The organism is Enterobacter sp. 120016 (assembly GCF_018383635.1).
In the GTDB taxonomy this organism is placed as follows: domain Bacteria; phylum Pseudomonadota; class Gammaproteobacteria; order Enterobacterales; family Enterobacteriaceae; genus Enterobacter; species Enterobacter asburiae_D.
In genome coordinates this window covers 141,338-166,820 of the sequence record NZ_JAHAWC010000006.1, presented here as the reverse complement: position 1 = coordinate 166,820, position 25,483 = coordinate 141,338, and the positions used below count along the sequence as shown (strand labels likewise).

The window sequence follows — 25,483 nt, the reverse complement described above, 5'->3', positions numbered from 1 at the left end:
TGAGGCTATTCGCTCTGTGCGGACGAAAGGATTATGCTACAGACGGTTATTACACGAAGCGGTTAACGGAAGCGCAATGAACGACAACAAAAAACGATTAGAACTCAGGGATATCGGATTTCGTGTCGGGGAAAACATTATTCTTCAGCACGTCGGATTTAGCCTGTCGCCGGGCGAGTTTAAACTCATCACGGGCCCCTCAGGCTGCGGTAAAAGCACGCTGCTGAAGATTGTGGCCTCCCTCCTCAGCCCGACGGAGGGAACCATTCTGTTTGAAGGAGAGGATATCGCAACACTGTCCCCGGAAAGTTATCGCCAGCAGGTCTCCTACTGCGTGCAAACCCCCGCGCTTTTTGGCGACACGGTCTACGACAACCTGATTTTCCCATGGCAAATCCGCAATAAAACGCCGGAGCCGGAAAAATTTATCGGCGATCTGGCCCGCTTTGGCCTGGCGCAGGAGACGTTAACCAAATCTGTCACTGCGCTGTCGGGGGGAGAAAAGCAGCGCGTCTCGCTGATCCGTAATCTTCAGTTTTTACCGAAGGTGCTTTTGCTGGACGAAATTACCAGCGCGCTCGATGACGCCAACAAACGCAACGTCAACGAGATTATTCATCGCTACGCCCGCGAGCAGAATATTGCCGTGCTGTGGGTGACGCACGACGCTAACGAAATTACCCATGCGGATGACGTGATTACGCTTCAGCCGCACGGCGGGAAAATGCAGGAGGCAAACCGTGGGTGAACATAACATTACCAATGAATCGCTGGCGTTTTCGATGGTGCTGGTGTTGATTGCGATTGTGGTCAGCTACCGGGAAAAGCTGGGGCTGGAAAAAGATATAGTGTGGAGTATCTGCCGCGCGGTGATTCAGCTCATCATCGTTGGCTATGTGCTGAAGTATATCTTCAACGTCAACCACGCGGTGCTGACGCTGCTGATGGTGCTCTTTATCTGTTTCAACGCGGCGTGGAATGCGAAAAAGCGCAGTAAATACATTGATAAGGCGTTTATCTCGTCGTTTATCGCCATTACCACCGGGACGGCGCTCACCCTGGCGGTGCTGGTGCTCTCCGGCTCGATTACGTTTACGCCGATGCAGGTTATCCCCATCTCGGGGATGATTGCGGGGAACGCCATGGTGGCCGTTGGGCTGTGTTATAACAATCTCGGCCAGCGATTCAGCAGTGAACAGCAGCAGCTGCAGGAGAAATTAAGCCTGGGGGCGACGCCTAAGGTAGCCTCGGCGCGGCTGATTCGTGAGAGCATTCGCTCATCGCTGATCCCAACGGTAGATTCAGCCAAAACGGTGGGGCTGGTGAGCCTGCCGGGCATGATGTCGGGGCTGATTTTTGCCGGTATCGATCCGGTAAAAGCGATTAAGTATCAGATCATGGTGACGTTTATGCTGCTCTCCACGGCAAGCCTGTCAACCATCATTGCCTGCTACCTGACCTATCGGAAGTTCTACAACGCGCGCCACCAGCTGGTGGTGACGCAGTTGAAAAACGTGCGGTGATTGTGCCGGGCGGCACTGCGTTTGCCCGGCCTACGATTCGTGCTTTTGTAGGCCCGGTAAGGCGAAGCCGCCACCGGGCATTTTTTTGTTAGTAGAGCAACGCGTACAGCTGGCGACGATACTTCGACGCCAGCGCGTCTCCGGTGCCCAGCGCGGCCAGGATCTCCTGGAACATCTTGCGCGCCTGACCGTCTGCGGCGGCGAGGTCTTTTTGCAGATGGCTGAACAGCAGCTCCAGCGCCTCTTCGTTACGGCCCACCTGATGCAGCTGCAGCGCCAGCTGGCTTGCCAGCGCGGCGTCGGCCGGGTTGTCGGCGACCTGCTGCTGCAGCTGCTGAATTTCCGGGGTGTCCGCGGCCTGTTTCAGCAGCTCAATTTGTGCGACCAGCCCCTGATAGCGGGTGTCCTGATCCTGCAGCGGAACCGTTTTGAGTACCGCTTCCGCGTCTTCTGAACGGTGCAGGGCGATCTGCGTTTCCGCCAGCAGCAGGCCAATCTGGCTGTTCTGATTCGACAGCTGCCACGCGTCTTTGAGCAGCGGCAGCGCCTCGTCGTATTTGCCTTCCTGCATCAGCGCCATACCTTCCTGCGCTTTCAGCTCTTCTTCGCGCGGCAGCACTTTATCCAGCAGGGCGCGAATAGCCTCTTCCGGCTGCGGCCCCTGGAAGCCGTCAACAGGCTGTCCGTTCTGGAACAGATAGACGGTAGGAATGGCGCGCAGGCCAAACTGAGACGCCACCATCGGCTCTGCGTCGCAGTCCAGCTTAGCGAGAATGAACTGACCGTTGTACTGGGCGGCAAGGCTCTCCAGCACCGGCGTCAGCTGCAGGCAGTGTTGGCTGCGTTCAGACCAGAAGTAGAACAGCACCGGTTTGGTCATCGACTGTTCAAGGGTCTGTTGCAGGTTAGCTTCTGTAATATTGACGATATTCTGTACGGACATGCGGCTTTCTCTTTTGTCGGTTTGTTCTTTACATGGGGATGCGCGTCGTTGCTTCAACTCAGCCGTGTAAAATTTTGTCCATCATTCGGCCCGGCAGCAGGCGTTTTAACCAGCCTATCGCGTGGGTGACCAGCGTCACCGGATAGCGCATTTTGGGATGTTCGCTCTCAAAAGCATGGCGCACTTTGGCCACAACCGCTTCTGGACCGAGGGTAAAACGTGCGGCAATGCCGGGGTTCTCGACCGGTTTATCCGCCTGCGTCTGGTTCACGTTTTCGGTAAAGCGGGTGCGGATCGGGCCGGGTTCAATCAGGCTGACCTTAATCCCGCTGTGGCGTAGCTCCATGCGCAGGGCGTCGGACCAGGCCTCCAGCGCATATTTGCTGGCGGCGTAGGCGCCGCGGCCCGGGGTGGAAATCAGCCCCATCACTGACGATGTCATCACGATGCGCCCTTCACCGTGGGGCAGCATCGCGGGGAGCAGACGCATGGTGAGCTGATGCACGCCGAAGAAATTGGTCGAAAACTGTTTCTCCAGCGTTTCGCGGGAGAGCGTATCCAGCGGGCCATACACGCCGTAGCCGGCATTGTTAAAGAGCCCGTACAGACGATTGTCGGTCAGCGCGATCACTTCATCGGCGGCGCGTTCAACGCTCTCCGGCGAGTCCATATCCAGCAGCACGCCGGTAAAGCCCAGCCCGTTCATGCGTTCGACATCGTCGGGTTTGCGACAGGCCGCCAGAACCCGAAAACCCTGGCGCTTCAGTTCGAGCGCGCTTTCCAGGCCGATTCCACTGGAACATCCTGTAATTAAGACCGATTTTTGCATAACTTTACCTGTCAGGATCTCCGCTTAATCAGGAGTCATGTTTAACTAAAGGAGCCAGCCGCGTTGCCATCCAGTCGGCAATAAACGGCTGCGCATCGCGATTGGGGTGGATCCCGTCGTCTTGCATCCACTGGGGTTTGAGATAGACCTCTTCCATGAAAAATGGCAGCAGCGGAATATCAAACTCTTTGGCAAGCTTAGGGTAGATCGCGCTAAAGGCCTCATTATACCGACGACCGTAGTTGGCGGGCAGGCGAATTTGCATCAGCAGCGGTTGAGCGTTTTCCGCCTTGATGTCCTGCAAAATGGTGCGCAGCGTTTGCTCGGTTTGCTGAGGCTGGAAACCGCGCAGTCCATCATTACCGCCAAGCTCCACCAGCACCCAGCGCGGCTGGTGCTGTTTGAGCAGCGCAGGCAGGCGCGACAGGCCCTGCTGCGAGGTATCACCGCTGATGCTGGCGTTGATTACAGCGGTTTTGCTCTGCCATTTGTCATTGAGCAGGGCGGGCCAGGCCGCGCTGGCCGCCATGCGATAGCCTGCGCTCAGGCTGTCGCCGAAAACCAGTAACGTGTCCGCTGCCGCCGCGCGGAAGGTCATCAGAATCAAAAACAGGAAGGGCAAATGCCAGCGGAAAACAGTGTTGAAGTTCATCATCTTAAGAAGTCCGTCGGTCAGGGGGAACACGAGCTTTCCATCCTTACTGGAGTTGAACTCGTTGTCAAACGCGCTGAAACCATCGCGCTGATTGGCGAATCCGGTTCCGGTAAGTCCACGCTGCTGGCGATTTTAGCCGGCCTGGACGACGGCAGCAGCGGCGAGGTCCACCTTGTCGGACAGCCGCTGCATCAGCTTGATGAAGAGGCGCGGGCCGCGCTGCGCGCGCGTCACGTTGGTTTTGTCTTCCAGTCCTTCATGCTGATCCCGACCCTGAACGCGCTGGAAAACGTTGAACTCCCGGCGCTGTTGCGCGGTGAAAATAGCCGTGAAAGCCGCACGCATGCGAAGGCGTTGCTGGAACAGCTCGGTCTGGGGAAACGTCTCGACCATCTTCCCGCGCAGCTTTCCGGCGGCGAGCAGCAGCGCGTGGCGCTGGCGCGGGCGTTCAACGGCCGTCCCGAAGTTCTGTTTGCCGATGAGCCCACCGGTAACCTTGACCGTAAAACCGGAGACAGGATTGCCGACCTGCTGTTTTCGCTCAACCGCGAGCACGGCACCACGCTGATCCTCGTGACCCACGATCCTCAGCTCGCCGCTCGCTGCGACCGTCGCCTGCGGCTGGTCAACGGTATTCTTCAGGAGGAGGCATGATTACCCGCTGGTTCTGGCGCGAGTGGCGTTCCCCCTCGCTGCTGATTGTCTGGCTGGCGCTCAGCCTGGCGGTGGCCTGCGTGCTGGCGCTCGGCAGCGTCAGCGACCGCATGGAAAAAGGGCTTAGCCAGCAGAGCCGGGAGTTTATGGCGGGGGACAGGACGCTGCAAAGCTCCCGCCCGGTACCGTCGGGCTGGATTGAAGAAGCGCGCAAAGAAGGGCTGAAGGTGGGGGAGCAGATAACCTTCCAGACCATGACCTTTGCGGGCGACACGCCGCAGCTTGCCAGCGTGAAGGCCGTGGATGACATCTACCCGATGTACGGTGCCTTACAAACCAGCCCGCCGGGGTTAAAGCCGACGCCTGGTACGGTGCTGCTGGCATCACGACTGATGGCGCTTCTGAACCTGAAACCAGGCGACAGTATCGACGTCGGCGACGCCACCCTCAAAATTGCCGGGGAAGTGGTGCAGGAGCCCGACGGCGGTTTTAACCCCTTCCAGCTTGCGCCCCGCCTGCTGATGAACACCGCGGATGTCGCGGCAACCCATGCGGTGCAGCCGGGCAGCCGCGTCACCTGGCGCTACAAGTTTGGCGGTACGCCTGCCCAGCTTGACGCGTATGAAAAATGGCTTCTGCCGCAGTTAAAACCGGAACACCGCTGGTACGGGCTGGAGCAGGACGAAGGGGCACTCGGTAAATCTCTCGAGCGTTCTCAGCAGTTCCTGCTGCTGTCGGCATTGTTGACCCTGCTGCTGGCAGTGGCGGCGGTTGCCGTGGCGATGGGGCACTACTGCCGCAGCCGCTACGACCTGGTGGCGATCCTCAAAACTCTGGGGGCGGGCAGGGCGCAGCTGCGCAAGCTGATCGTCGGCCAGTGGCTGATGCTGCTGGCCCTCTCTGCGATTACTGGCGGAATAATCGGGCTGCTGTTTGAAAAACTGCTGATGGTGATGCTCAAACCGGTGCTCCCGGCCGCATTGCCGCCGGCCAGCCTCTGGCCGTGGCTATGGGCAATCGGCGCGATGACGGTGATTTCGCTGCTGGTAGGGCTACGCCCGTACCGCCTGCTGCTCGCGACGCAGCCGCTGCGCGTGCTCCGCAACGATGTGGTGGCGAACGTCTGGCCGCTGAAGTTCTACCTTCCGGTGATTATTGCGGTGGCGGTGGGACTGCTGGCGTGGCTGATGGGGGGCAGCACGCTGCTGTGGGCGGTACTGGCCGGGGCGGTTGTGCTGGCGCTGCTGTGCGGTGTGCTGGGCTGGATACTGCTCAACGTCCTGAAGAGGCTGACGGTAAAATCTCTGCCCGTGCGCCTGGCGGTCAACCGCCTGCTGCATCAGCCGTGGTCAACGCTCAGCCAGCTGTCGGCCTTTTCGCTGTCGTTTATGCTGCTGGCGCTGCTTTTAGTGCTGCGCGGCGATCTGCTCGATCGCTGGCAGCAGCATCTTCCGCCGGAAAGCCCGAACTATTTCCTGATCAACATTGCCCCAGAACAGGTCACGCCGCTGAAGGGCTTCCTGTCTGAGCATCACATTATCCCTGAGTCGTTCTATCCTATCGTTCGCGCGCGTCTGACGCAGATCAACGGTCAGCCAACGGAGGGGAACAAGGACGAGTCGCTGAACCGCGAGTTGAACCTGACCTGGCAGGAGAAACGCCCTGACCACAACCCGATAACCGCTGGCACCTGGCCGCCAAAAGCGGGGGAAGTGTCGATGGAGGAGGGGCTGGCGACGCGCCTGAACGTGAAGCTCGGGGACAGCGTGACCTTTACCGGCGATACCCAAGACTTCAGCGCCAAAGTCACCAGCCTGCGTAAAGTGGACTGGGAAAGCCTGCGGCCAAACTTCTTCTTTATCTTCCCGCCTGGCGCGCTGGACGGCCAGCCGCAGAGCTGGCTCACCAGCTTCCGCTGGGAAAACGGCAACGGCATGCTGACCCAGCTAAACCGGGAGTTTCCAACGGTCAGCCTGCTGGATATTGGGGCGATCCTGAAGCAGGTAGGGCAGGTTCTGGAGCAGGTGAGCCGCGCGCTGGAGGTGATGGTGGTGCTGGTGACGATCTGCGGCGTGCTGTTGCTGCTTGCTCAGGTGCAGGTGGGCATGCGCCAGCGCCATCAGGAGCTGGTGGTCTACCGCACGCTGGGGGCCGGAAAGCGGCTGCTGCGGATGACGCTCTGGAGCGAGTTTGCGCTGCTGGGGCTGGTGGCGGGCCTGGTGGCGGCCATTGGCGCAGAGACGGCGCTGGCGGTGCTTCAGACAAAGGTCTTCGACTTCCCGTGGGAGCCTGACTGGCGCCTCTGGTTGATCCTGCCTCTCTGTGGCGCGGTGCTGCTTTCTCTCTGCGGAGGCTGGCTCGGCACGCGGCTGTTAAAGGGGAAAGCCCTGTTCCGTCAGTTCGCGAGTTGATTTAGCATTGTGATAGTTGCGCACCGGGTTTTGATGCCGGTGCGCAGTGTTTAAATAGCACAAAGTGATAATACCCACTCGTTTAGTAGCACAAAACATTAAAAACCCGACCACACAGCCCGATTATTTCCAGTTAATATTCACCCGCTAAATATTTAGCAGCGTGTCTATTAAGGAAAAATAATGACTATAAAAAAATCAGCGCTGGCGGCAACGATCGGCGCGGCAGTGGCATTGACTACCTTCGCTTCTCAGGCGGAAATCACCGTTCTTAAGCAGGATCCTCAGGCGGGTAACCCGCTGAGCCGCCTGAACTTCACCGTTGGCGGCAGTATTCGTCCTCAGTTCCAGAACATGACCGGCGACGACGGTAAAAACAGCTACAAGCGTAACGGCTTTGACGGCGGCACCCGTTTCCGTTTCGCGGCTGATTACTACCTGTTTGATGACATCAGCTGGATCAGCTACTACGAGCTGGGTGTCAATATTCCCGCGCAGTTTAACTGGGATCACCACTACGCCGACGGCGCGCACGACACCACGCGTCGTATGCTCTACACCGGTCTGAAGAGCGACACCTGGGGTACGCTGACCTTCGGTCAACAGAACAGCGTTTACTATGATGTGGTGGGCGCGAAAACCGATATCTGGGACTACGACATGATCGGCCAGGCTCCGGGTAACGGGATCAACGGCGATTACGACGGTTCTTACCGTTCACGCCAGATGCTGAAATATAAGAAAACCGTGGGCGATGCCGACATCTACGCATCTTACCTGTTTGAAGACAGTGAATACCTGCCGGGCAACGGCCTGCGCTACAAGCGTAAAGGCGGCGGCTCGCTGGGTCTGGATTATCACCTGACCACCGATCTGACCTGGGGCGCAGCGTGGAACTACACCCGCGCGGACATGCGTAACCCGGACAACGGCGACAGCAAAACCTACGACCAGAACATCCTCGGTACCGCGCTGAGCTGGACGCCGGACAACTGGACCTTCTCCGCGGGTGGTGGCTGGTACCAGAACTTCCTGACCACCAAAAAAGTGTCGGTTAACGACTACTTCGCCGGTGATGCATGGGGTATCGAATACTTTGCGGGCTACAAGTTCCCAATCGGTCAGTACGCGGTTAAATCCATCCAGCCTTACTTCATGGGCGACCGCATTCAGTACGTGAACGGCCGCAACTACCAGCGCATCGACAACGGCGTGGGTATCAGCTTCCAGCTGGATTACGGTTTCCGCGTGGATTACGAACACGTGTTCACTTCCAGCACCGACAACCTGGGCGACATGAACCTGGTGCGTCTGCGCTACGACTTCTAAGCCGTCTTGTAGGGTGCGGCCTGATGCCCTCTCCCACGGGGAGAGGGAACAAATATTAAAAACGGCAACCCTGGTTGCCGTTTTGCTTTTACCTCGCCACCCGGCTTTATTTTTCAGCGATTAAGCCAGTCAGCGACCTCGCCATACGTCCCGCGATACACAATCTTCTCCGCTTTCTTCTCCAACTGATAGCCGTACATCGGGTCGTAATAATCCTTCAGCAGCGGCGCAAGCCAGCTGAAGTGCGCCTCCGTGCTGTCAGAGCGTTGCTGTTCCAGCAGCGCGGAATCTAACAGCGCGGTGAATTCTGCATACCGCTGCAGCCCCAGACGGCGGCGAATGGCGAACAGGCCGTGATGCAGATACTCGCTGTACTCCTTCCAGCCCGCTTCATCGCCGTAGGCAGCAGAAAAATCGGTCCACATATGGTCGAAATACTCTTCGCGCAGGCGCTCAAGGCGGACGTCAAACGGGTCTTCGACGACAACGATGGGGGCTTCAACCATGCGGTCGCGCAGGCACTCCGGCAGGTGGTTGGAGCCAATCATGCGGCCCTCGTCTTCCAGCACCCAGCGCGCGGCGTCTTTTTTCAATAGCTCAACCGCCAGGTGGTTTTCAAAGCTGGCCTGGGAAAGCTGCGGCGTCAGCGTGCGGCCAAATGACGAACCGCGGTGGTGCGCCAGCCCTTCCAGATCGATGCCCTGTGCGTGCTGCTTCACCAGCAGGGTTTTACCGTTTCCGGTACAGCCGCCGATAAGCACCATCGGCTTTTGCGACTGCTCAATCGTCACCTGAATCGCCGTCTGACGCAGGGCCTTATAGCCGCCGCGGATCAGCGGGTAGTCGACGCCCGCCTCTTTAAGCCAGGCCTGCGAGATATGCGAGCGCTGGCCGCCGCGCGCGCAGCAGAGAAAGCCCTCAGGATGGGCAAGGCTGGCTTCCCGCCAGGCGTTGATGCGTGCCTCACGCGTCTCGCCGCTCACCAGGCTATGGCCGAGCGCCAGCGCGGCCTCGGGGCCCTGGCGCTTATAGCAGGTGCCGACGGCGGCACGCTCGTCGTCGTTCATTAAGGGCAGGTTGAACGCCGCAGGCATCGCGCCCTGGGCAAATTCGATCGGCGCGCGAACGTCGATTAAAGGGGTATCAGACGCGAGGATCGCGCGATAGTCCGTTCCATCGTTCATGGTTATTCCAGAAGAAAACTCAGCAGCAATGGGCGGGGATTGTACGCCGGGGAAGGGGAAGGTCAACTCCCCGGCGCAGATGTCTTACCTGAGCTTTGACTGTGCCCAGACAATACCGCTCGCGTATTCCGGCGGCAGGAGCGGGATTATGGCTTCCAGGGTGGCGCTCAGGCGGCCCGTGTCGCTGTCGTTCAGGTTCAGGTGACCGACCTTACGACCTGCGCGAACCTCTTTGTCATACCAGTGCAGATGCACCAGCGGCAGCTTCAGCCAGTCGTAGTTCAGATCGGTGCCGATCAGGTTGATCATCACCGACGGGCTGTCCACCACCGGCTGCGGCAGCGGCAGGTCGGCGATCGCGCGCAGGTGCAGCTCGAACTGGCTGATGGACGCGCCGTTTTGCGTCCAGTGGCCGCTGTTGTGCACGCGCGGCGCAAGTTCGTTGACCAGCAGGCCGGACGGGGTGATAAAGCACTCCATCGCCATGACGCCCACATAGCCCAGCTCGTGCATGATGGCTGAGAGCATATCTTCCGCCTGCGCCTGCTGGTCAGCATTGGCGTGCGGGAAGGCGACGCTGGTGCGCAGAATGCCGTCCTGGTGCAGGTTATGCGTCAGCGGATAAAAGACGGTGTGCCCGTCGTGCCCGCGCGCGCCAACCAGCGACACTTCGCCGCTAAAGTTGATGCCCTGCTCAACGATGCATTCACCGTAGCAGTCGTCCGGCAGCTCGGCGGTGTCGTCTGAGCGCAGACGCCACTGGCCGCGGCCGTCGTAGCCGCCCACGCGGCGCTTCACGATTGCCAGCTCGCCCAGCATCGCGAAGACATCATTCCACTCGCTTTTATCGGACAGGAGCTGCCACGGCGCGGTCGGCAGACCGAGCTTGTCGAACAGCTGCTTTTGCGTCAGACGGTCGGCAATGATCGGGAACACGTCGCGGTTAACGAAAGCGTTATGACGCGCCAGCTCGCGGGTCAGCGCGGTTTCCGGCCAGCGTTCGATCTCGGCGGTGATCACGCTCTGGTGGAACGGTACGGCTTCAGGTTCAGCATCCAGCCCGACGGGCCAGACGGCAATACCCAGCGGCTCACCGGCCTGACGCAGCATGCGGCCTAGCTGGCCGTTACCGAGGACGCAAACCTGCTTCATGCCGCACCCCGCGGGTCCGGATTGTCCAGCACTTCGTCGGTCTGGGCTTTACGCCACTCCGCCAGACGCTGATGCAATGCTTTATCGTGCGTCGCAAGAATTTGCGCCGCCAGCAGGGCTGCGTTCGCTGCGCCCGCTTTACCAATCGCCAGCGTGCCGACAGGAATACCGCGCGGCATCTGGACGATGGAGTAGAGGCTATCCACACCGCTTAACGCGGCGCTTTGTACCGGGACGCCCAGAACCGGCACCAGGGTTTTGGCGGCAATCATGCCCGGCAGATGTGCTGCGCCGCCCGCGCCGGCAACGATCACCTCATAACCGTTCTCTTCGGCGCTTTCGGCGAAGCTGAACAGTTTGTCCGGTGTACGGTGCGCGGAGACCACTTCAACGTGGTGCGGGACATTCAGGATTTCAAAGATTTCGGCGGCGAACTGCATGGTAGCCCAGTCGCTTTTGGACCCCATCACGATGGCGACACGCGCCGGATTATTGCGGGAAGACATGCGTCTTAAAACTCCTGTGGTGCGAAACACACTGCTTTCGAGGGCACAGAGAATAGCATGTTATACGGGCAAGGAAAACGGTTGCGCGGTTAAATCTTGAGCCGTTGTTGCCATCAATTCATAACAAAACAGACCGCGTTCTGGCGGTCTGTTTTCGTCAATCGGCAATGATTATTTAGTCAGTTCTGCGGTCATGTACACGCGGTTGTCGACCTTCGCGCTCGTAATTTTATAAGAGGCACCCTGTTCGGCGGCCTGCGCGGCAATTTTCGCTTCTGCGCGGTCAAGGGTAGAGGCGGTTGCGCTCACGCTCTGCGCGAAAGAAGCGAAAGAAACCAGGGAGAGAGCAGCAACTGCAACGAAAGTTTTGATGGATTTCATGGTCGTATTCCTTAAGTATTTTGTCTGGGATAGGGCGTGTTGCCCTGATGTGATAAATAATAGGCCGACCACGGGCTGATTAAAATCGAAACAATTTGCCGATATTGTTCAAAAAAATAGAATGAATCTTAGGAAGGGATTAAAACGGAAACGCGATCAGCTCCACGCCCTCAGGCGTGACTTTGACCATGGAGCCTTCGGCGTGCCAGGCACCTAATACCACGCGATGGGCCGGTTCGCCGTTGGCGATAAGGGAATGCACGTCAGGGCGATGGGTATGACCGTGGATCAACCACTGGACGCCATGCTTCTCCATCACGCTCACCACGGCCTGCGGGTTCACGTCCATGATGGTCATGGATTTGCTGCTGTTGGCGGCTTTACTGCCCGCGCGCATTCTGGCGGCGATGCGGTTGCGGATAAACAGCGGCAGAGCAAGAAACGCCTTTTGGATCCACGGGGTGTGGACTTTGGCGCGAAACGCCAGGTAGCCGGTATCGTCGGTGCAGAGCGTGTCGCCGTGCATGATCAGGACCTTGCGGCCATAGAGGTCGAGCACCTGCTCTTCCGGCAGCAGCGTCATGCCGCTTTCGCGGGCGTAGCGCTTGCCGATCAGGAAATCACGGTTGCCGTGAATGAAGTAGCAGGGGACGCCGGAATCTACCAGCGCGTGAATGGCGGCGGCCATTTCACGGTGCAGCGGGTTAGGGTCGTCGTCGCCAATCCAGGCTTCAAAGAGGTCGCCCAGGATGTACAGCGCATCGGCGCTTTTCGCTTCACCGCGTAAAAAACGCAGAAAACCGGCGGTTATCGCCGGTTCTTCCGTTTGCAGATGCAGATCCGCAATAAAGAGTGTCGCCACGAATTACTCGCTGACGGTCACGCTTGTAATCACAACGTCTTCTTTAGGAACGTCCTGGTGCATACCGCTGCGGCCAGTAGAGACGGCTTTGATCTTGTCAACCACGTCCATACCTTCAACCACTTCTGCGAATACGCAGTAGCCCCAACCCTGCAGGCTTTCGCCGGAGAAGTTCAGGAAGTCGTTGTCAGCCACGTTAATGAAGAACTGCGCGGTTGCAGAGTGTGGTGCCTGAGTACGCGCCATCGCCAGCGTGCCGCGGGTGTTTTTCAGGCCGTTGTTCGCTTCGTTTTTGATCGCTTCTTTGGTGGCTTTCTGGTTCATGCCAGGTTCGAAACCGCCGCCCTGGATCATAAAACCGTTGATCACGCGGTGGAAAATGGTGTTGTTGTAGAAACCTTCGCGGCAGTAGTCCAGGAAGTTTTTAACTGTTTCAGGCGCTTTGTCATCAAAGGTTTTGATTACGATATCGCCATGATTAGTGTGGAAAGTAACCATTTTTGCATCCTGTTCCGTTATTGTGGTACGTCGACCCGCGTTCGGGTCATCTATAGGGGCTTGTTATAGCATAACCACAGGATGCGATCACCTTGCATTGTGTGCTGCTTCGGGTTTGAATTACGGGTAGAATAGCCGGTTTTCAACCACACACGTGTTTACATGGAATCTTCGATGTTAAAAATCTTTAATACAATGACGCGCCAAAAAGAGGAATTTAAACCTATCCATGCCGGGGAAGTCGGCATGTACGTGTGTGGTATTACGGTTTACGATCTCTGTCACATCGGCCATGGCCGTACCTTTGTCGCTTTTGACGTGGTGTCACGCTACCTGCGTTTTCTGGGCTATACCCTGAAATACGTGCGTAATATCACCGACATCGACGATAAAATTATCAAGCGCGCTAATGAAAACGGCGAAAGCTTCGTTGCGCTGGTCGATCGCATGATCGTCGAGATGCACAAAGATTTCGACGCCCTGAATATTCTGCGTCCGGACAGCGAGCCGCGCGCAACCCACCATATTCATGAAATTATCGACATCACCGAGAAGCTGATCGCGCGCGGTCACGCCTACGTGGCCGAAAACGGCGACGTGATGTTCTCCGTGCCGACGGACCCAACCTACGGTTCGCTTTCCCGTCAGGATCTGGATCAGCTCCAGGCCGGCGCGCGCGTTGACGTGGTTGACGTGAAGCGTAACCCGATGGACTTCGTGCTGTGGAAAATGTCCAAAGAGGGCGAACCAAGCTGGCCATCCCCGTGGGGCGAAGGCCGCCCGGGCTGGCACATTGAATGTTCCGCAATGAACTGCAAACAGCTGGGCAAGCACTTCGACATTCACGGCGGCGGTTCGGACCTGATGTTCCCGCACCATGAAAACGAAATCGCGCAGTCTACCTGCGCACACGGCGGCGAGTACGTTAACTACTGGATGCACTCCGGGATGGTAATGGTTGACCGCGAGAAGATGTCTAAATCGCTGGGTAACTTCTTCACCGTGCGCGACGTGCTGAAGTATTACGACGCGGAAACCGTGCGCTACTTCCTGATGTCCGGCCACTATCGCAGCCAGCTGAACTACAGCGAAGAGAACCTGAAGCAGGCGCGCTCGGCGCTGGAGCGACTGTACACCGCGCTGCGCGGGACCGACAGGTCTGTTCCTGCGGCAGGCGGGGAAGCGTTCGAAGCTCGCTTTGTTGAGGTGATGAACGACGACTTCAACACCCCGGAAGCCTACTCCGTGCTGTTCGACATGGCGCGCGAAGTGAACCGCCTGAAGTCAGAAGATATGGCCGCGGCGAATGCGCTGGCGTCCCATCTGCGTAAGATCTCCTCCGTGCTCGGCCTGCTGGAGCAGGATCCGGACGTGTTCCTGCAGAGCGGTGCGCAGGCGGACGACGGTGAAGTGGCGGAAATTGAAGCGTTGATTAAAGCGCGTCTGGAAGCGCGTCAGGCGAAAGACTGGGGGGCGGCAGATGCGGCGCGTAACCGTCTGACCGAGATGGGCATCATTCTGGAAGATGGCCCACAGGGAACGACCTGGCGCCGTAAGTAAGTCTGGTGCGCGCTGATGCCCTCACCCCAGCCCTCTCCCACAGAGAGAGTGCAAACACTAAAAACGGCAACTTGAGTTGCCGTTTTGCTTTTACCTCCGTTTCCACCACAGCAACCCCATCAGCACTACCCCCGGCAGCCACACCCACAGCAGTTCTGAAACGATCACCTGATGCCCGTACGGCGTGGTATAGCGCGACAGCGCAAACGGCGCGACCTTAATGACCTGCCACGGCGCAAAGAAGCGTTCATCTGACCATGCCACAGCCAGCCGACGCCTTTCCCGCCCGTGGTAATCGAATCCAGCAGGCTGTGCGACAGCAGTGACACCGTTAAAAACAGCCAGCACCGCGTCAGGCTGGCCCGGAACCAGCGTCGTCCAGTCAGCACGCAAAGTATCGGCACCACAAAGGCGAACAGCAGGGAGTGGGTAAAACCGCGATGGCCGAAAACATTGCCGTACGCGACGCCGAACTTGAACGCCAGCACGTCGGCATCCGGCAGCATGGCGAGGACAATTCCGGCAAACAGCAGGCGGGGAGGAATCACTTTGGTTCCCAGGCCTAAGCCCAGACAAAGCGGAACAGCAGCGTGCGTAATAACGGTAGGCATTGACATTATCCATGGCAAATCATGGAAATATAGCAGTAATCTCGCGCTAACAGACCTGTTCTACATTCTGATTTTACGCCGACTCGCGCGCGATAAGCTGCCCGGAAAGCGTAATGCGCTGGGTTTGCAGCGTCGGCTCCTTCAGTGTGCGGATAATCAGCCCGGCAGCCTGACGCCCCGTCTCTTCGCTGGCGGACGACACGTAGGTAAAAGACGGCGAGGTGAGGTTAACGTGCAGCATATCTTCGAAACCGACCAGCGCAACCTGCTGTGTCAAAAACACGTCTTTACCCACCGTTCGTCCTACCTGGTGAATACCGGAGATGGAGCCGATCATGGCATCCGGCGAGTGGCAGAGCAGGGCGGTGATGGTGTTGTTCTTTTCCAGCAGCTGGCGGGTGGCGAAACCCGCGGCCAGGGTGTCATCGCTGCAGGCCGGAGAGTATTCATCGCGCCAGACCAGCCCGTTTTGCGTCATCGCGCTGCGAAAACCGAGCAGGCGCTGCTCGCGGATAAGGCAGCCTTCACGTCCGCCAATGTAGGCGATATTGCGATGGCCGCGCTCGATAAGATAACGCACCGCCAGGTTTGCCGCCTGACGGTTGTCGCGCATCACCAGATTGCATTTTTCATCCAGCAGAGACTGAGAGACCACCACCAGCGGCAGCGGGCAGCGGCGAATCTGTTCCGGCAGGGTAGACGTGCGGGTATCCGAGGCCAGATAGATAACCCCGGCGACGCCCTGCTGCTTAAACGACAGCAGGCAGCGCTCAAGATGGTCATGATCGTTCTGGGGCTGGCCGAGAAAAACCATATACCCCTGTTTTTCAAGATCCTGAACGATACTCGCCATCACCTTGATGGAGAAGCTGTCGCTAAAGTCACGGAGGATCAGGCCAATCAGATTGGACGTATTGGCGCGGAGGTTGGCAGCGGCGACGTTATGAACATAGCCCAGCGTATTGATGGCAGCGTTGACCTTCTCGATCGTTGCCTCTGAGATTTTCCCTTTCTGGCGCAAAACCAGCGATACGGTTGAGACCGAAACGCCCGCGCGCTTTGCGACATCAATAATGCTGACTTTCTTCAAAACCGCTCCCTGAAATTTGCCGATTATCAGCCAGATAAAACACGTCTCCCAGCGTACAGGAGACGTGTCGCTCAGGCATCTTATTATTTGCCGATCATGGTGGACATGGTCTGGGCGATAAACTGTGCTCTGGCACCGAAAATCACCTGAATACCGTTGTCGCCGACGAAGACCACGCCGCGCGCGCCGAGTCCGTTCAGGCCGTCTTTATCCACCACCTCGCTTTTTGCCACTTCCAGACGCAGACGGGTGATACAGGCGCCGACGGAATCGATGTTATGCGCCCCGCCCAGCAGGGAGATGATCTCGGTCGCGAGTTCTGAATCAGATTTATCATCCGCGTTGGCGGTCACTTCAGTGCGGCCCGGCGTTTTCACGTCGAAACGACGGATCACAAAGCGGAACGTGAAGTAATAGATCAGGCCCATTGGAATGCCGATGATAATGGCATTCAGGAAGTTGGTCTTGTAACCGTTAAAGGACGGCAGGATCCCAAATGACAGATAGTCAATAAAGCCCGCGGAGAACGACTTGGCGATATGCGCATGCAGCAGATACATGGTCATGTAGGCCAGACCCGCCATGATGGCGTTAAAGACGTACAGGATCGGCGCCACGAAGATAAAGGTAAACTCAACCGGTTCGGTGATCCCCGTCAGGAAGCAGGTCAGCGCCGCAGAGAACAGAATACCGGCCGCGATTTTCTTATTCTTCGTATGGGCTTCGTGGTACATCGCCAGGCACGCTGCGGGCAGCGCGAACAGCATCAGCGGGAATTCACCCTGCATGAACTTACCGGCGTTCTGGTAGGTGTCGCTGCTGAAGGATTTCACTCCTTCTTCCAGCATCTTGAACCAGATGGTCTGGTCGCCGTGGATCACCTGGCCTGCCTGGGTGGTGTAATCCCCGAACGAATACCAGAAGGACGGATACCAGATGTGGTGCAGGCCGAGCGGGATCAGCGCGCGCTCCACCAGACCGAAGATAAAGGTCGACGCCGCCTGATTATCGCCGTTCACCACCACGGAGAGCGCGTCGATACCGGCCTGAATATGCTGCCAGACGTACGGCAGCAGCAGCCCCATCAGGAACGAGAGGAACGCCGTTGCAATGGCCACGAAGCGCTTACCGGAGAAGAAGCCCAGGAACTCCGGCAGCTGCATGGTGTGGAAGCGGTTATAGCACCAGGCCGCGAGAATACCGCAGATCAGGCCGCCGAAGACGCCCATCTGCAGCGTCGGGATACCGACCACCATGGCGTATTTCCCGCCCTGGGAGGCCATCTCCGGCGTGATGCTCAGCACGGTGCTGATGGTGATATTCGTGACAAACACCGAAACGGCCGCAGACAGCGCCGCAATACCGGATTCTGACGCCAGACCCACGGCGGAGCCAATGGCAAACAGCATCGGCAGGTTATCAAAAATAACCCCGCCCGCGTTCATCATCAGCGGCAGATGAAACTTATCGCCGAAGGCCAGCAGCAGGCCCGCAGCGGGAAGCAGTGAAATTGGCAGCATTAAGGCGCGACCAATCATCGATAACTTAGACAGCGATTTAACAAACCCTGATATCAGACCCATGCTGATTTCCCCCGAGTAGCGCTTTTTTTGGCGCTGTTATTGTAAGTAGAACGTTTTAGTAGAACGTTCTACTTATCGTGGGCAAAGAGTGAAAAACGCGCAACTGAATTTTCACGTTTCAACAGATGAAATAGTGATTATTTGAAGTTGATCGATAAATAACCGTGATGGGTGTGAGGGGATTGTGAGAGAAATTGCCGGGTGGCGGCTTCGCCTTACCCGGCCTACAAACGGAGACAGTACGTAGGCCCGGTAAGCGCAGCGCCACCGGGCATCAAACGGCTCAGGCCGTAACGGTTACGCTCTGTCCTTCAAAGCTCACGGTCTGCCCCGCGACAATCTTGCAGCGCTTGCGGGTTTCCACCGCGCCGTCCACTTTTACCAGCCCGTCGGCAATAACGATTTTCGCCTGCGCGCCGCTTTCGCTCCAGCCTTCCAGCTTCAGCAGATCGCACAGCTCAACGTGCGGGTGTTTTCCTAATGAAAAAGTCGCCATCTTACGCGTCCTCTACGTCGTGATATTCTTCGCACGCCTGCAAAGTATTCTGAATCAGCGTGGCTACGGTCATCGGGCCTACGCCGCCCGGTACGGGGGTAATGTAAGAGGCGCGAGCCGCGGCATCTTCATACACCACGTCACCGACCACTTTGCCGTTTTCCAGACGGTTAATCCCGACGTCCACGACGATCGCACCTTCTTTAATCCACTCGCCCGGAATAAAGCCCGGCTTGCCGACCGCGACGATCAGCAGATCGGCGTTCTCGACGTGGTGACGCAGGTTTTTGGTGAAGCGGTGGGTAACGGTGGTGGTGCAGCCGGCCAGCAGCAGCTCCATGCTCATCGGGCGGCCCACGATGTTGGACGCACCGATAACTACGGCGTTCAGACCGTAGGTGTCAATGTTATAACGCTCCAGCAGCGTCACAATCCCGCGCGGCGTGCACGGGCGCAGACGCGGCGCGCGCTGGCACAGGCGGCCAACGTTGTACGGATGGAAACCGTCCACGTCTTTATCCGGTGCGATACGCTCCAGCACCTTCACGTTGTCGATACCCGCCGGCAGCGGCAGCTGAACCAGAATACCGTCGATTTCTTTATCGGCATTCAGGGTGTCAATAAGTTCCAGCAGTTCTGCTTCGCTGGTGGTTTCCGGCAAATCGTAAGAGCGGGAGACGAAGCCCACCTCTTCACACGCCTTGCGTTTGCTGCCGACATAAATCTGCGATGCAGGGTTGCTACCAACCAGCACAACGGCCAGCCCGGGGGCGCGTTTTCCGGCAGCTTTACGCGCCTTCACTTTTTCCGCGACCTCAGAGCGCACCTGCTGCGCAATCGTTTTACCGTCAATAATCTTTGCTGCCATCAGAGAGAAGATTCCGTCTGTAACGTTTGAAAGGGGGGATGGCGTGTATTTTGTCAGAAGCGAGCGTCGCTGTCAGTCACCCTTTACGCGTTTTTATCAGTGAGACGCAAAAACCCTTCTTAGTGGATGGTCAATTTCTTAGGCGGGATTAGGATGTGGCCTGGCGAAATGGCAGCGTTTTGACATATTTAAAAATCGCTTCCTGAGCTACTTTGTCTCCTCCGAAATAAGCTTTCAATTACTCAATTGAACGTATTTCTTATTCCCGATTATTCGCGGGAAGGGTTATTTACATTTTAAAGGAATAGACATGAAACTCAGCAACATTGCTTCTACTGTTATTGCAACTTTGGCCCTGGTTGCGGGTGCCGCAAATGCAGCAGATCCTGCTGCGCCGGTTTCCGTAAATGGCGGTACCGTACATTTTAAAGGTGAGCTGGTTAATGCGGCTTGTTCAGTAAATACTGATTCTTCCGAGCAGACCGTTAATCTGGGTCAGTATCGCACCGCGAAATTTACCAAAGTGGGCGACACCACCTCCAATATTCCATTCAACATTGAACTGAATGATTGCGATCCGCTGGTTGCCAAAACTGCAGCTGTTGCGTTCACCGGTCAGATCGACCCAACCGACAAAACCCTGCTGGCCGTGACCTCCGGTAGCAACGACAACACCGCGAAAGGCGTGGGTATCGAGATCCTCGACAGCAAATCCAGCGTTCTGACCCCAGACGGCGCGACCTTCTCTGCTGCGCAGACGCTGATCGAAGGGACCAACACCCTGAAGTTCACCGCGCGTTATAAATCAACGGCTGCCACCACCGAGCCGGGCCAGGCGAACGCTGACGCCACCTTCGTAATGAAATACGAGTAATTCCTCCGCACAGGGATGTTCAGGCCTCAGGGACGAGGCCCGTCATACGCAAATGCCAGGAACGAAGGATGACAAGGACTGGAACACTACTGCTGTTAACCCTTGCGATGGCTTGCCCGGCATCGGCGCATACCGTGGTGATCGAAGGTGGCAAGGTTCATCTCCGGGGTGAACTGGTGAACGGCGGCTGCGCCGTGGCGCCCGACAGCCAGAATATGCGCATCGACATGGGGCAGTACCGAACCAATTCATTTTCCGGTGTGGGCAGTTTTTCCACGGTGAATGTGCCTTTCACCGTGCGGCTGCTGGACTGCAGCGTTGATGTTTCGCGCACCGTGGGGATCCAGTTTCAGGGCGTCACACCCGCAGAGGATCCGCAGGTCTTTCTGGCGACATCGCGGCCGGGTGAAACGCCTGTCAGCAGCGGCGTGGGGCTGGCGCTCTTTGACGAACAGCAGCGTCAGATTATCCCAAACGCCACGGCCGTCAGCTGGCTGCCGATCGAGACCCGCGAGCTCGCGTTCCATTTTAGCGCCCGCTATCGGGCTATTTCCGAACACCTCGAGCCAGGCAAAATTCAGTCGGATGTCTGGTTTACGTTGATTTATCCATAACACCTGCGAACACATTATTAAAGGTACGGTTGTGATGAATACCCTAATTAAACCAGGACTTTTTTTATCGTTTATTTTGATGATGGTTTCTGCCTGCGCAAATGCTTCCGGCGGTATTGCGCTGGGGGCCACGCGCGTTATTTATCCGGCAGAGGCGAAGCAAACATCGCTGGCGATCACCAACAGCAACAAACAGGAACGCTATTTAATTAACGCGTGGATCGAAAATGCGAGCGGGCAAAAAGAAAAAACCTTTGCCGTCACCCCGCCCCTGTTTGTTAGCGAGCCGAACAGTGAAAACACGCTGCGTATTATTTACGCCGGGCCAGCGCTGCCTGCCGATCGCGAATCGCTCTTTTACATGAACGTGAAGGCGATCCCGTCGGTGAACAAAGCGAAAACGGAAAACAATAACGTGCTGCAGCTGGCGATCCTCTCACGCATCAAGCTGTTTGTGCGCCCGAACAACCTGGCGATGCAGCCGGAAGAGGCGCTTTCCCAGCTGCGGTTTGAGCGCGCGGGCAACCATCTCAAAGTCAGCAACGCTTCTCCGTATTACATCACCCTCGTCAATCTGAAGCTGGGCGGGCAGCAGCTGGATAACCTGATGGTTGCGCCGAAAAGCTCGGCTCAGCAGGTGCTGCCAGCCGGTGCCAGCGGTACGCTTTCCTGGCAGAGCGTGAATGACTACGGTGCCATCACTCCGGCGCGTAGCGTCAACCTGTGAGCAGAGTCAGGGCGATGAAAAACCACCAGAGACGTTACTGCCCGGTTGCACTGGCGCTGATGGCTGCGCTCTGGCCGCAGGCTGGCTGGAGCGAAAGTTATTTCAACCCGGCCTTCTTGTCCGACGACGCCGCCAGCGTGGCGGATTTGTCGCGTTTTGAACAAGGACACCAGCAGGCACCCGGCGTTTATCGCGTGGATATCTGGCGTAACGATGAGTTTATCGGTACCCAGGACGTGCGTTTTGAGCAGGCCGAAAACACGCCGCCGGTGGCGGGCGGTTTATCAGCGTGCATTACGCGCGCGATGCTCGATCGCTTTGGCGTTAACGTCGCGGCGTTTCCCGAACTGGCTAAGGTGCAGGGCGAGACCTGCGTTCCGTTGACCACGGCTATACCCGGCAGCGAAACGGCATTCAACTTTGCCTCACAGCGTCTGGACGTCAGCCTGCCGCAGGTGGCGTTGCAAAACAGCGCCCGGGGCTATATTCCACCCGAACAGTGGGATGAAGGCATTCCCGCCGCGCTGGTGAACTACAGCTTCACCGGTAACCGGGGAAGCGAAGACGACAGCTATTACCTCAACCTGCAAAGCGGGTTGAACTATGGCGCCTGGCGTTTACGTAACAACGGCGCATGGCGGTACACGCAGAATAACGGGCAGCGGCACAGCGAGTGGCAGAATATTGGCACCTGGGCGCAGCGCACCGTCATTCCGCTTAAAAGCGAACTGGTGCTGGGCGACAGCAATACCGGGAATGACGTTTTCGACAGCATGGGTTTTCGCGGCGGGCGGCTCTTCTCGTCTGACAGCATGTACCCGGACAGCCTGCAGGGCTACGCGCCGACCGTGCGCGGGATCGCCCGTACGCCCGCCAAAGTGGTGGTTCGCCAGAATGGCTACGTTATCTATCAAAGCTACGTCCAGCCGGGCGCATTTGCCATTACCGATCTTAACCCGACCTCCTCAAGCGGTGACCTGGAAGTCACGGTCGAAGAGAAAGACGGCACCCAGCAGCGCTATACCGTGCCGTACTCCACCGTACCGCTCCTGCAGCGTGAAGGGCGCTGGAAGTATGACCTCGTCGCGGGGGATTACCGCAGCGGGAACAGCGATCAGGATACGCCGTTCTTCACCCAGGGCACCCTGATTACCGGTCTTGCCAACGGCTACACGCTCTACGGCGGCACGCAGCTGGCGTCACGCTATACCGCGGTGGCCGTCGGGGCCGGGAAAAACCTGGGTGACTGGGGCGCGGTCTCGCTCGATATCACCCACGCCCGCAGCCAGCTCGCGGACGACAGCAAGCATGAAGGGCAGTCTCTGCGCTTCCTCTACGCGAAATCCCTTAACGGCTTCGGCACCAACTTCCAGCTGCTGGGCTATCGCTACTCCACAAAAGGGTTTTACACCCTCGACGATGTCGCCTGGCGCTCAATGGAGGGCTATCAGTATGCCGATAGCCAGAACGATAACGATGTGCCGGACGTGCAGAGCTATCACAACCTGACGTGGAATAAAAAAGGCCGCTTCCAGCTCAACGTGTCTCAGTCGCTGGGGGACTATGGCTCGGTCTATATCTCCGGTAGCGAGCAGACCTACTGGGGAACGGACGAGACGAACCGCTGGTACCAGCTGGGCTACGCGGGGGGCGTGAAGGGGATCAACTACTCCGTCTCGTGGTCGTGGAACAAATCCGTTGGGATAGACGGTACCGATCGGATCGCGTCGTTTAACGTCTCCGTGCCGTTCAGCCTCTTTACCCGTCAGGGCTATCGCCGGGACAGCGCGATTGACCGCGCCTACGCTACGGCATCCGCCAGTCGAAACAGCGATGGCGACACAAGCTGGCAAACCGGCGTCAGCGGAACGCTGCTGGAGGACCGCAACCTGAACTACAGCGTGACCCAGGGGCACGCCAGCACCAACGGCTCAAGCGGAAGCGCTAGCGCTAACTGGCAGGCGACCTACGGCACGCTGGGCGTGGGCTACAACTACTCTCGCGACCAGCACGATCTCAACTGGCAGCTCTCCGGCGGGGTGGTCGGCCACGCCGACGGCGTGACCTTCAGCCAGCCGCTGGGGGACACCAACGTGCTGATCAAAGCGCCGGGGGCATCAGGCGTCAGTATTGAAAACCAGACCGGGGTGAAAACCGACTGGCGAGGCTACGCGGTGATGCCGTATGCCACCGTCTACCGCTACAACCGCGTGGCGCTGGATACCAACACCATGAGCAACAACACCGATATCGAAAACAACGTGAGCAGCGTGGTGCCGACTAAAGGCGCGCTGGTGCGCGCCAGCTTCGATACCCGCATTGGCGTGCGCGCCCTGCTGACGGTGATGCGCGGCAACCAGCCGGTGCCGTTCGGCGCGGTGGTGCGTGAGACCAAAAGCGGCGTCACCAGCATGGTGGGGGATGATGGACAAATTTACCTGAGTGGGCTGCCGCTGGAAGGCGAACTGCTGATCCAGTGGGGCGACGGGGCGCAGTCCCAGTGTCGCGCACCTTACAGCTTGTCTGAACAGAGCCTGCAACAGGCAATCACACTTAAGGGGATCGGCTGTGATTAAAACCCAAATCTTTGCCCTGTCGCTGCTGGCGTTACTGCCCGCGACAAACGCATTGGCGACCGTGTGCGTCAATGAAAAAGGCGTGCCGACGGAGGTGCATTACGACCTGACGGATAAATTCAATAGCTCGAATAACCAGGTCGGGCAGGTCGTGACGCTCAGCGAGAAGTCGCAGTGGGTAGGGGTGAATGCCGTCTGCCCGAAGGGTACCGTCGGGAATACCACCAAGCGCAGCTATGTGACGGATTACACGATCACCGGGACCAGCGATGGCTACCAGTATCTGAAGCTTAACGATTATCTGGACGGGGCCATGAAAATCACGGACAGCTATGCTGGCGTGTTTTACCCGCCAAAAAGCTATATCCAGATGGGGAGCCATCCTAACGTCTCCAAAAACAAACCGTTTGGCGTTCAGGACTCCAGCCTTGTCTTCCGTCTTAAAGTGACCCGGCGCTTTATCAACATGGTGGTGATCCCGCGTGCCACCATGTTCCGCGTCTACGTCACCACAACTTCATCCGATCCTTTAACCACGCCGGTCTATACCATCAGCTACAGCGGAACCATTCAGGTGCCGCAAAGCTGCGCCATTAATGCCGGTAACGTGGTGGAGTTTGATTTCGGTGACATTGGCGCCTCCTTGTTCAGCAAGGCGGGCGTGGGTAACAAGCCGGAGGGGGTCTCATCGCAAAGCAAAACCATTGCAATCAAATGCACCAACGTGGAGGCGAACGCCATGCTGACGATGCGCGTCGAGGCTGAAAAAGTCTCTGATAATGTGCTGGTGTCGGATAACCCGGACGTGGGGTTCATCATTGCCAACGAGAGCGGGGCGCCGCTCACGCCCAACAACCTGACGAGCAAAATTCCGTTCCGCCTCGACGACAGCGCGCAGGCGCAGGTGGGGATCCGGGTCTGGCCGGTGAGCGTGACGGGCAATAAGCCGGCGGAAGGGCGCTTCACCTCGCGCGGGTATCTGCGCGTGGATTACGACTAAGGAGCCAATATGCGAAACGGGATCCGTTTTATCACCGTGGCGCTCTTTGCGCTTTGCACACAGGCTCAGGCGGACACCGCGTTGGGCGAGATTAACATTCGGCTCTACGGCAATATCGTCGATTTTACCTGCGTTGCCGAGGGCAGCGACAGCGACAAGACCGTCACGCTGGGCACCTGGCCCACGAAACAGCTCAGCACCACCGGGAGCCGCACGCAGCCCATGCCATTTACGCTGAAGCTGACCGGCTGTCCGCCGGGCGCGGCGTCCATTACGTTTTCGGGTAAAGCCGACGGGAGCAATAGCGGCTTGCTGGCGCTGAATGACGCCAGTACAGCAAGTCACGTCGCCGTTGAGATCAGGGATGCGGATAAAACGCGTCTGGCTCTCCAGCAGGCCAGCCAGCCGGTCTCGGTTGATGCGCAGGGGAATGCGATTCTGTCGTTTTATGCCAATTATATTGCCACTGCCGATAACCCTCAGCCCGGACAGGCCGATGCGGATGCCACCTTCATGATTAATTATAATTAGCACTGACCGCACTCCCTGCAGCTCAG

25 protein-coding genes and 1 pseudogene are annotated in these 25,483 nt (G+C 57.9%); 12 read left to right on the top strand and 14 right to left on the bottom strand.

Annotation, left to right across the window (positions count from 1 at the left end; genetic code table 11):
* The first annotated feature begins 76 nt into the window (after positions 1-76).
* Both fetA and fetB read left to right on the top strand, forming a co-directional pair.
* Positions 77-748, top strand: coding sequence for an iron efflux ABC transporter ATP-binding subunit FetA (gene fetA / locus KIF87_RS11365; protein WP_213328796.1), 672 nt, complete (start codon positions 77-79; stop codon positions 746-748).
* On the top strand, positions 741-1,523 hold the full coding sequence (fetB, locus tag KIF87_RS11360; RefSeq protein WP_213328795.1) for an iron efflux ABC transporter permease subunit FetB: 783 nt from the start codon (positions 741-743) through the stop codon (positions 1,521-1,523). The genes fetA and fetB overlap by 8 nt, the downstream gene beginning before the upstream one ends.
* 88 nt (positions 1,524-1,611) lie before the next feature.
* Here fetB and KIF87_RS11355 read toward each other — a convergent pair whose 3' ends face one another.
* Genes KIF87_RS11355 through tesA form a run of 3 tightly spaced genes read right to left on the bottom strand, consistent with a single transcriptional unit; the run spans position 1,612 to position 3,947 of the window.
* The gene (locus KIF87_RS11355; protein ID WP_024906867.1) at positions 1,612-2,466 is read right to left on the bottom strand and encodes a co-chaperone YbbN; all 855 of its coding nucleotides are present in this window, start codon (positions 2,464-2,466) and stop codon (positions 1,612-1,614) included.
* 58 nt (positions 2,467-2,524) lie between these two features.
* On the bottom strand, positions 2,525-3,295 hold the full coding sequence (locus tag KIF87_RS11350; RefSeq protein WP_213328794.1) for an SDR family oxidoreductase: 771 nt from the start codon (positions 3,293-3,295) through the stop codon (positions 2,525-2,527).
* A gap of 28 nt (positions 3,296-3,323) precedes the next feature.
* Entirely contained in the window at positions 3,324-3,947 is a 624-nt protein-coding gene (gene tesA, locus KIF87_RS11345; protein WP_213328832.1) for a multifunctional acyl-CoA thioesterase I/protease I/lysophospholipase L1, read from the bottom strand.
* Here tesA and ybbA point away from each other — a divergent pair.
* The 3 genes from ybbA to KIF87_RS11330 all read left to right on the top strand — a co-directional run bounded on the left by ybbA (position 3,918) and on the right by KIF87_RS11330 (position 8,344).
* Positions 3,918-4,604: a putative ABC transporter ATP-binding protein YbbA gene (gene ybbA, locus KIF87_RS11340; RefSeq protein WP_032642011.1), complete on the top strand. Its 687-nt coding sequence runs from the start codon at positions 3,918-3,920 to the stop codon at positions 4,602-4,604. The genes tesA and ybbA overlap by 30 nt on opposite strands.
* Positions 4,601-7,015, top strand: a complete 2,415-nt coding sequence (gene ybbP / locus KIF87_RS11335) for a putative ABC transporter permease subunit YbbP (RefSeq protein ID WP_213328793.1) — start codon at positions 4,601-4,603, stop codon at positions 7,013-7,015. The genes ybbA and ybbP overlap by 4 nt, the downstream gene beginning before the upstream one ends.
* 183 nt (positions 7,016-7,198) lie before the next feature.
* Positions 7,199-8,344: a porin gene (locus tag KIF87_RS11330; protein ID WP_023334757.1), complete on the top strand. Its 1,146-nt coding sequence runs from the start codon at positions 7,199-7,201 to the stop codon at positions 8,342-8,344.
* 113 nt (positions 8,345-8,457) lie between these two features.
* On the opposite strand, the gene mnmH is transcribed toward KIF87_RS11330, so the two are convergent.
* The 6 genes from mnmH to ppiB form a co-directional block, all read right to left on the bottom strand.
* Positions 8,458-9,528, bottom strand: coding sequence for a tRNA 2-selenouridine(34) synthase MnmH (gene mnmH, locus KIF87_RS11325; RefSeq protein WP_213328792.1), 1,071 nt, complete (start codon positions 9,526-9,528; stop codon positions 8,458-8,460).
* Between the two features lie 84 nt (positions 9,529-9,612).
* The gene (purK, locus tag KIF87_RS11320) at positions 9,613-10,680 is read right to left on the bottom strand and encodes a 5-(carboxyamino)imidazole ribonucleotide synthase (RefSeq protein WP_213328791.1); all 1,068 of its coding nucleotides are present in this window, start codon (positions 10,678-10,680) and stop codon (positions 9,613-9,615) included.
* Complete coding sequence (gene purE / locus KIF87_RS11315) at positions 10,677-11,186, bottom strand: 5-(carboxyamino)imidazole ribonucleotide mutase (protein ID WP_023310631.1); 510 nt, start codon at positions 11,184-11,186, stop codon at positions 10,677-10,679. The genes purK and purE overlap by 4 nt, the downstream gene beginning before the upstream one ends.
* 171 nt (positions 11,187-11,357) lie before the next feature.
* Positions 11,358-11,567, bottom strand: a complete 210-nt coding sequence (locus tag KIF87_RS11310) for a YdgH/BhsA/McbA-like domain containing protein (RefSeq protein WP_213328790.1) — start codon at positions 11,565-11,567, stop codon at positions 11,358-11,360.
* Positions 11,568-11,706: 139 nt separating this feature from the next.
* Positions 11,707-12,429 carry a UDP-2,3-diacylglucosamine diphosphatase gene (lpxH, locus tag KIF87_RS11305; RefSeq protein ID WP_213328789.1) on the bottom strand — a complete coding sequence of 241 codons (723 nt, stop codon included), beginning with the start codon at positions 12,427-12,429 and terminating at the stop codon, positions 11,707-11,709.
* Between the two features lie 3 nt (positions 12,430-12,432).
* Complete coding sequence (ppiB, locus tag KIF87_RS11300) at positions 12,433-12,927, bottom strand: peptidylprolyl isomerase B (RefSeq protein ID WP_023334762.1); 495 nt, start codon at positions 12,925-12,927, stop codon at positions 12,433-12,435.
* Positions 12,928-13,101: 174 nt separating this feature from the next.
* On the opposite strand from ppiB, the gene cysS reads away from it, so the two are divergent.
* Entirely contained in the window at positions 13,102-14,487 is a 1,386-nt protein-coding gene (cysS, locus tag KIF87_RS11295) for a cysteine--tRNA ligase (RefSeq protein ID WP_213328788.1), read from the top strand.
* Positions 14,488-14,577: 90 nt separating this feature from the next.
* Here cysS and KIF87_RS11290 read toward each other — a convergent pair.
* The 5 genes and pseudogenes from KIF87_RS11290 to folD all read right to left on the bottom strand — a co-directional run bounded on the left by KIF87_RS11290 (position 14,578) and on the right by folD (position 19,135).
* Positions 14,578-15,098, bottom strand: a pseudogene (locus KIF87_RS11290) (metal-dependent hydrolase).
* 73 nt (positions 15,099-15,171) lie between these two features.
* Positions 15,172-16,188: a Mal regulon transcriptional regulator MalI gene (malI, locus tag KIF87_RS11285; RefSeq protein ID WP_213328787.1), complete on the bottom strand. Its 1,017-nt coding sequence runs from the start codon at positions 16,186-16,188 to the stop codon at positions 15,172-15,174.
* Positions 16,189-16,271: 83 nt separating this feature from the next.
* Entirely contained in the window at positions 16,272-17,771 is a 1,500-nt protein-coding gene (locus tag KIF87_RS11280; RefSeq protein WP_213328786.1) for a PTS transporter subunit EIIC, read from the bottom strand.
* A 283-nt stretch (positions 17,772-18,054) separates the two neighbouring features.
* Positions 18,055-18,267 (bottom strand): ribosome-associated protein YbcJ, encoded by a 213-nt coding sequence (ybcJ, locus tag KIF87_RS11275; RefSeq protein ID WP_023279775.1) that lies wholly within the window; start codon positions 18,265-18,267, stop codon positions 18,055-18,057.
* A 1-nt stretch (position 18,268) separates the two neighbouring features.
* Positions 18,269-19,135 (bottom strand): bifunctional methylenetetrahydrofolate dehydrogenase/methenyltetrahydrofolate cyclohydrolase FolD, encoded by an 867-nt coding sequence (folD, locus tag KIF87_RS11270; protein WP_008499332.1) that lies wholly within the window; start codon positions 19,133-19,135, stop codon positions 18,269-18,271.
* A gap of 310 nt (positions 19,136-19,445) precedes the next feature.
* Here folD and fimA point away from each other — a divergent pair, with 310 nt between their 5' ends.
* The 6 genes from fimA to sfmF all read left to right on the top strand — a co-directional run bounded on the left by fimA (position 19,446) and on the right by sfmF (position 25,457).
* Positions 19,446-20,009: a type 1 fimbrial major subunit FimA gene (gene fimA / locus KIF87_RS11265; protein WP_008499333.1), complete on the top strand. Its 564-nt coding sequence runs from the start codon at positions 19,446-19,448 to the stop codon at positions 20,007-20,009.
* Between the two features lie 68 nt (positions 20,010-20,077).
* Positions 20,078-20,623 carry a type 1 fimbrial protein subunit FimI gene (fimI, locus tag KIF87_RS11260; RefSeq protein WP_024906881.1) on the top strand — a complete coding sequence of 182 codons (546 nt, stop codon included), beginning with the start codon at positions 20,078-20,080 and terminating at the stop codon, positions 20,621-20,623.
* 34 nt (positions 20,624-20,657) lie between these two features.
* The gene (gene fimC / locus KIF87_RS11255) at positions 20,658-21,350 is read left to right on the top strand and encodes a type 1 fimbria chaperone FimC (protein ID WP_126329072.1); all 693 of its coding nucleotides are present in this window, start codon (positions 20,658-20,660) and stop codon (positions 21,348-21,350) included.
* A 14-nt stretch (positions 21,351-21,364) separates the two neighbouring features.
* Positions 21,365-23,926, top strand: coding sequence for a fimbrial biogenesis usher protein (locus KIF87_RS11250; RefSeq protein ID WP_213328785.1), 2,562 nt, complete (start codon positions 21,365-21,367; stop codon positions 23,924-23,926).
* The gene (gene fimH / locus KIF87_RS23285; RefSeq protein ID WP_349628221.1) at positions 23,919-24,926 is read left to right on the top strand and encodes a type 1 fimbria D-mannose specific adhesin FimH; all 1,008 of its coding nucleotides are present in this window, start codon (positions 23,919-23,921) and stop codon (positions 24,924-24,926) included. The genes KIF87_RS11250 and fimH overlap by 8 nt, the downstream gene beginning before the upstream one ends.
* Before the next feature lie 9 nt (positions 24,927-24,935).
* Entirely contained in the window at positions 24,936-25,457 is a 522-nt protein-coding gene (sfmF, locus tag KIF87_RS23280; RefSeq protein ID WP_249665870.1) for a fimbria assembly protein, read from the top strand.
* Positions 25,458-25,483: the final 26 nt, after the last annotated feature.

Coding starts and splice junctions, on each gene's coding strand:
- fetA (WP_213328796.1), top strand. CDS start 77: ATGAACGACAACAAAAAACGATTAGAACTCAGGGATATCGGATTTCGT.
- KIF87_RS11355 (WP_024906867.1), bottom strand. CDS start 2,466: ATGTCCGTACAGAATATCGTCAATATTACAGAAGCTAACCTGCAACAG.
- KIF87_RS11350 (WP_213328794.1), bottom strand. CDS start 3,295: ATGCAAAAATCGGTCTTAATTACAGGATGTTCCAGTGGAATCGGCCTG.
- ybbA (WP_032642011.1), top strand. CDS start 3,918: ATGCCAGCGGAAAACAGTGTTGAAGTTCATCATCTTAAGAAGTCCGTC.
- tesA (WP_213328832.1), bottom strand. CDS start 3,947: ATGAACTTCAACACTGTTTTCCGCTGGCATTTGCCCTTCCTGTTTTTG.
- ybbP (WP_213328793.1), top strand. CDS start 4,601: ATGATTACCCGCTGGTTCTGGCGCGAGTGGCGTTCCCCCTCGCTGCTG.
- KIF87_RS11330 (WP_023334757.1), top strand. CDS start 7,199: ATGACTATAAAAAAATCAGCGCTGGCGGCAACGATCGGCGCGGCAGTG.
- mnmH (WP_213328792.1), bottom strand. CDS start 9,528: ATGAACGATGGAACGGACTATCGCGCGATCCTCGCGTCTGATACCCCT.
- purK (WP_213328791.1), bottom strand. CDS start 10,680: ATGAAGCAGGTTTGCGTCCTCGGTAACGGCCAGCTAGGCCGCATGCTG.
- purE (WP_023310631.1), bottom strand. CDS start 11,186: ATGTCTTCCCGCAATAATCCGGCGCGTGTCGCCATCGTGATGGGGTCC.
- KIF87_RS11310 (WP_213328790.1), bottom strand. CDS start 11,567: ATGAAATCCATCAAAACTTTCGTTGCAGTTGCTGCTCTCTCCCTGGTT.
- ppiB (WP_023334762.1), bottom strand. CDS start 12,927: ATGGTTACTTTCCACACTAATCATGGCGATATCGTAATCAAAACCTTT.
- cysS (WP_213328788.1), top strand. CDS start 13,102: ATGTTAAAAATCTTTAATACAATGACGCGCCAAAAAGAGGAATTTAAA.
- KIF87_RS11280 (WP_213328786.1), bottom strand. CDS start 17,771: ATGGGTCTGATATCAGGGTTTGTTAAATCGCTGTCTAAGTTATCGATG.
- ybcJ (WP_023279775.1), bottom strand. CDS start 18,267: ATGGCGACTTTTTCATTAGGAAAACACCCGCACGTTGAGCTGTGCGAT.
- folD (WP_008499332.1), bottom strand. CDS start 19,135: ATGGCAGCAAAGATTATTGACGGTAAAACGATTGCGCAGCAGGTGCGC.
- fimA (WP_008499333.1), top strand. CDS start 19,446: ATGAAACTCAGCAACATTGCTTCTACTGTTATTGCAACTTTGGCCCTG.
- fimI (WP_024906881.1), top strand. CDS start 20,078: ATGACAAGGACTGGAACACTACTGCTGTTAACCCTTGCGATGGCTTGC.
- fimC (WP_126329072.1), top strand. CDS start 20,658: ATGAATACCCTAATTAAACCAGGACTTTTTTTATCGTTTATTTTGATG.
- KIF87_RS11250 (WP_213328785.1), top strand. CDS start 21,365: ATGAAAAACCACCAGAGACGTTACTGCCCGGTTGCACTGGCGCTGATG.
- sfmF (WP_249665870.1), top strand. CDS start 24,936: ATGCGAAACGGGATCCGTTTTATCACCGTGGCGCTCTTTGCGCTTTGC.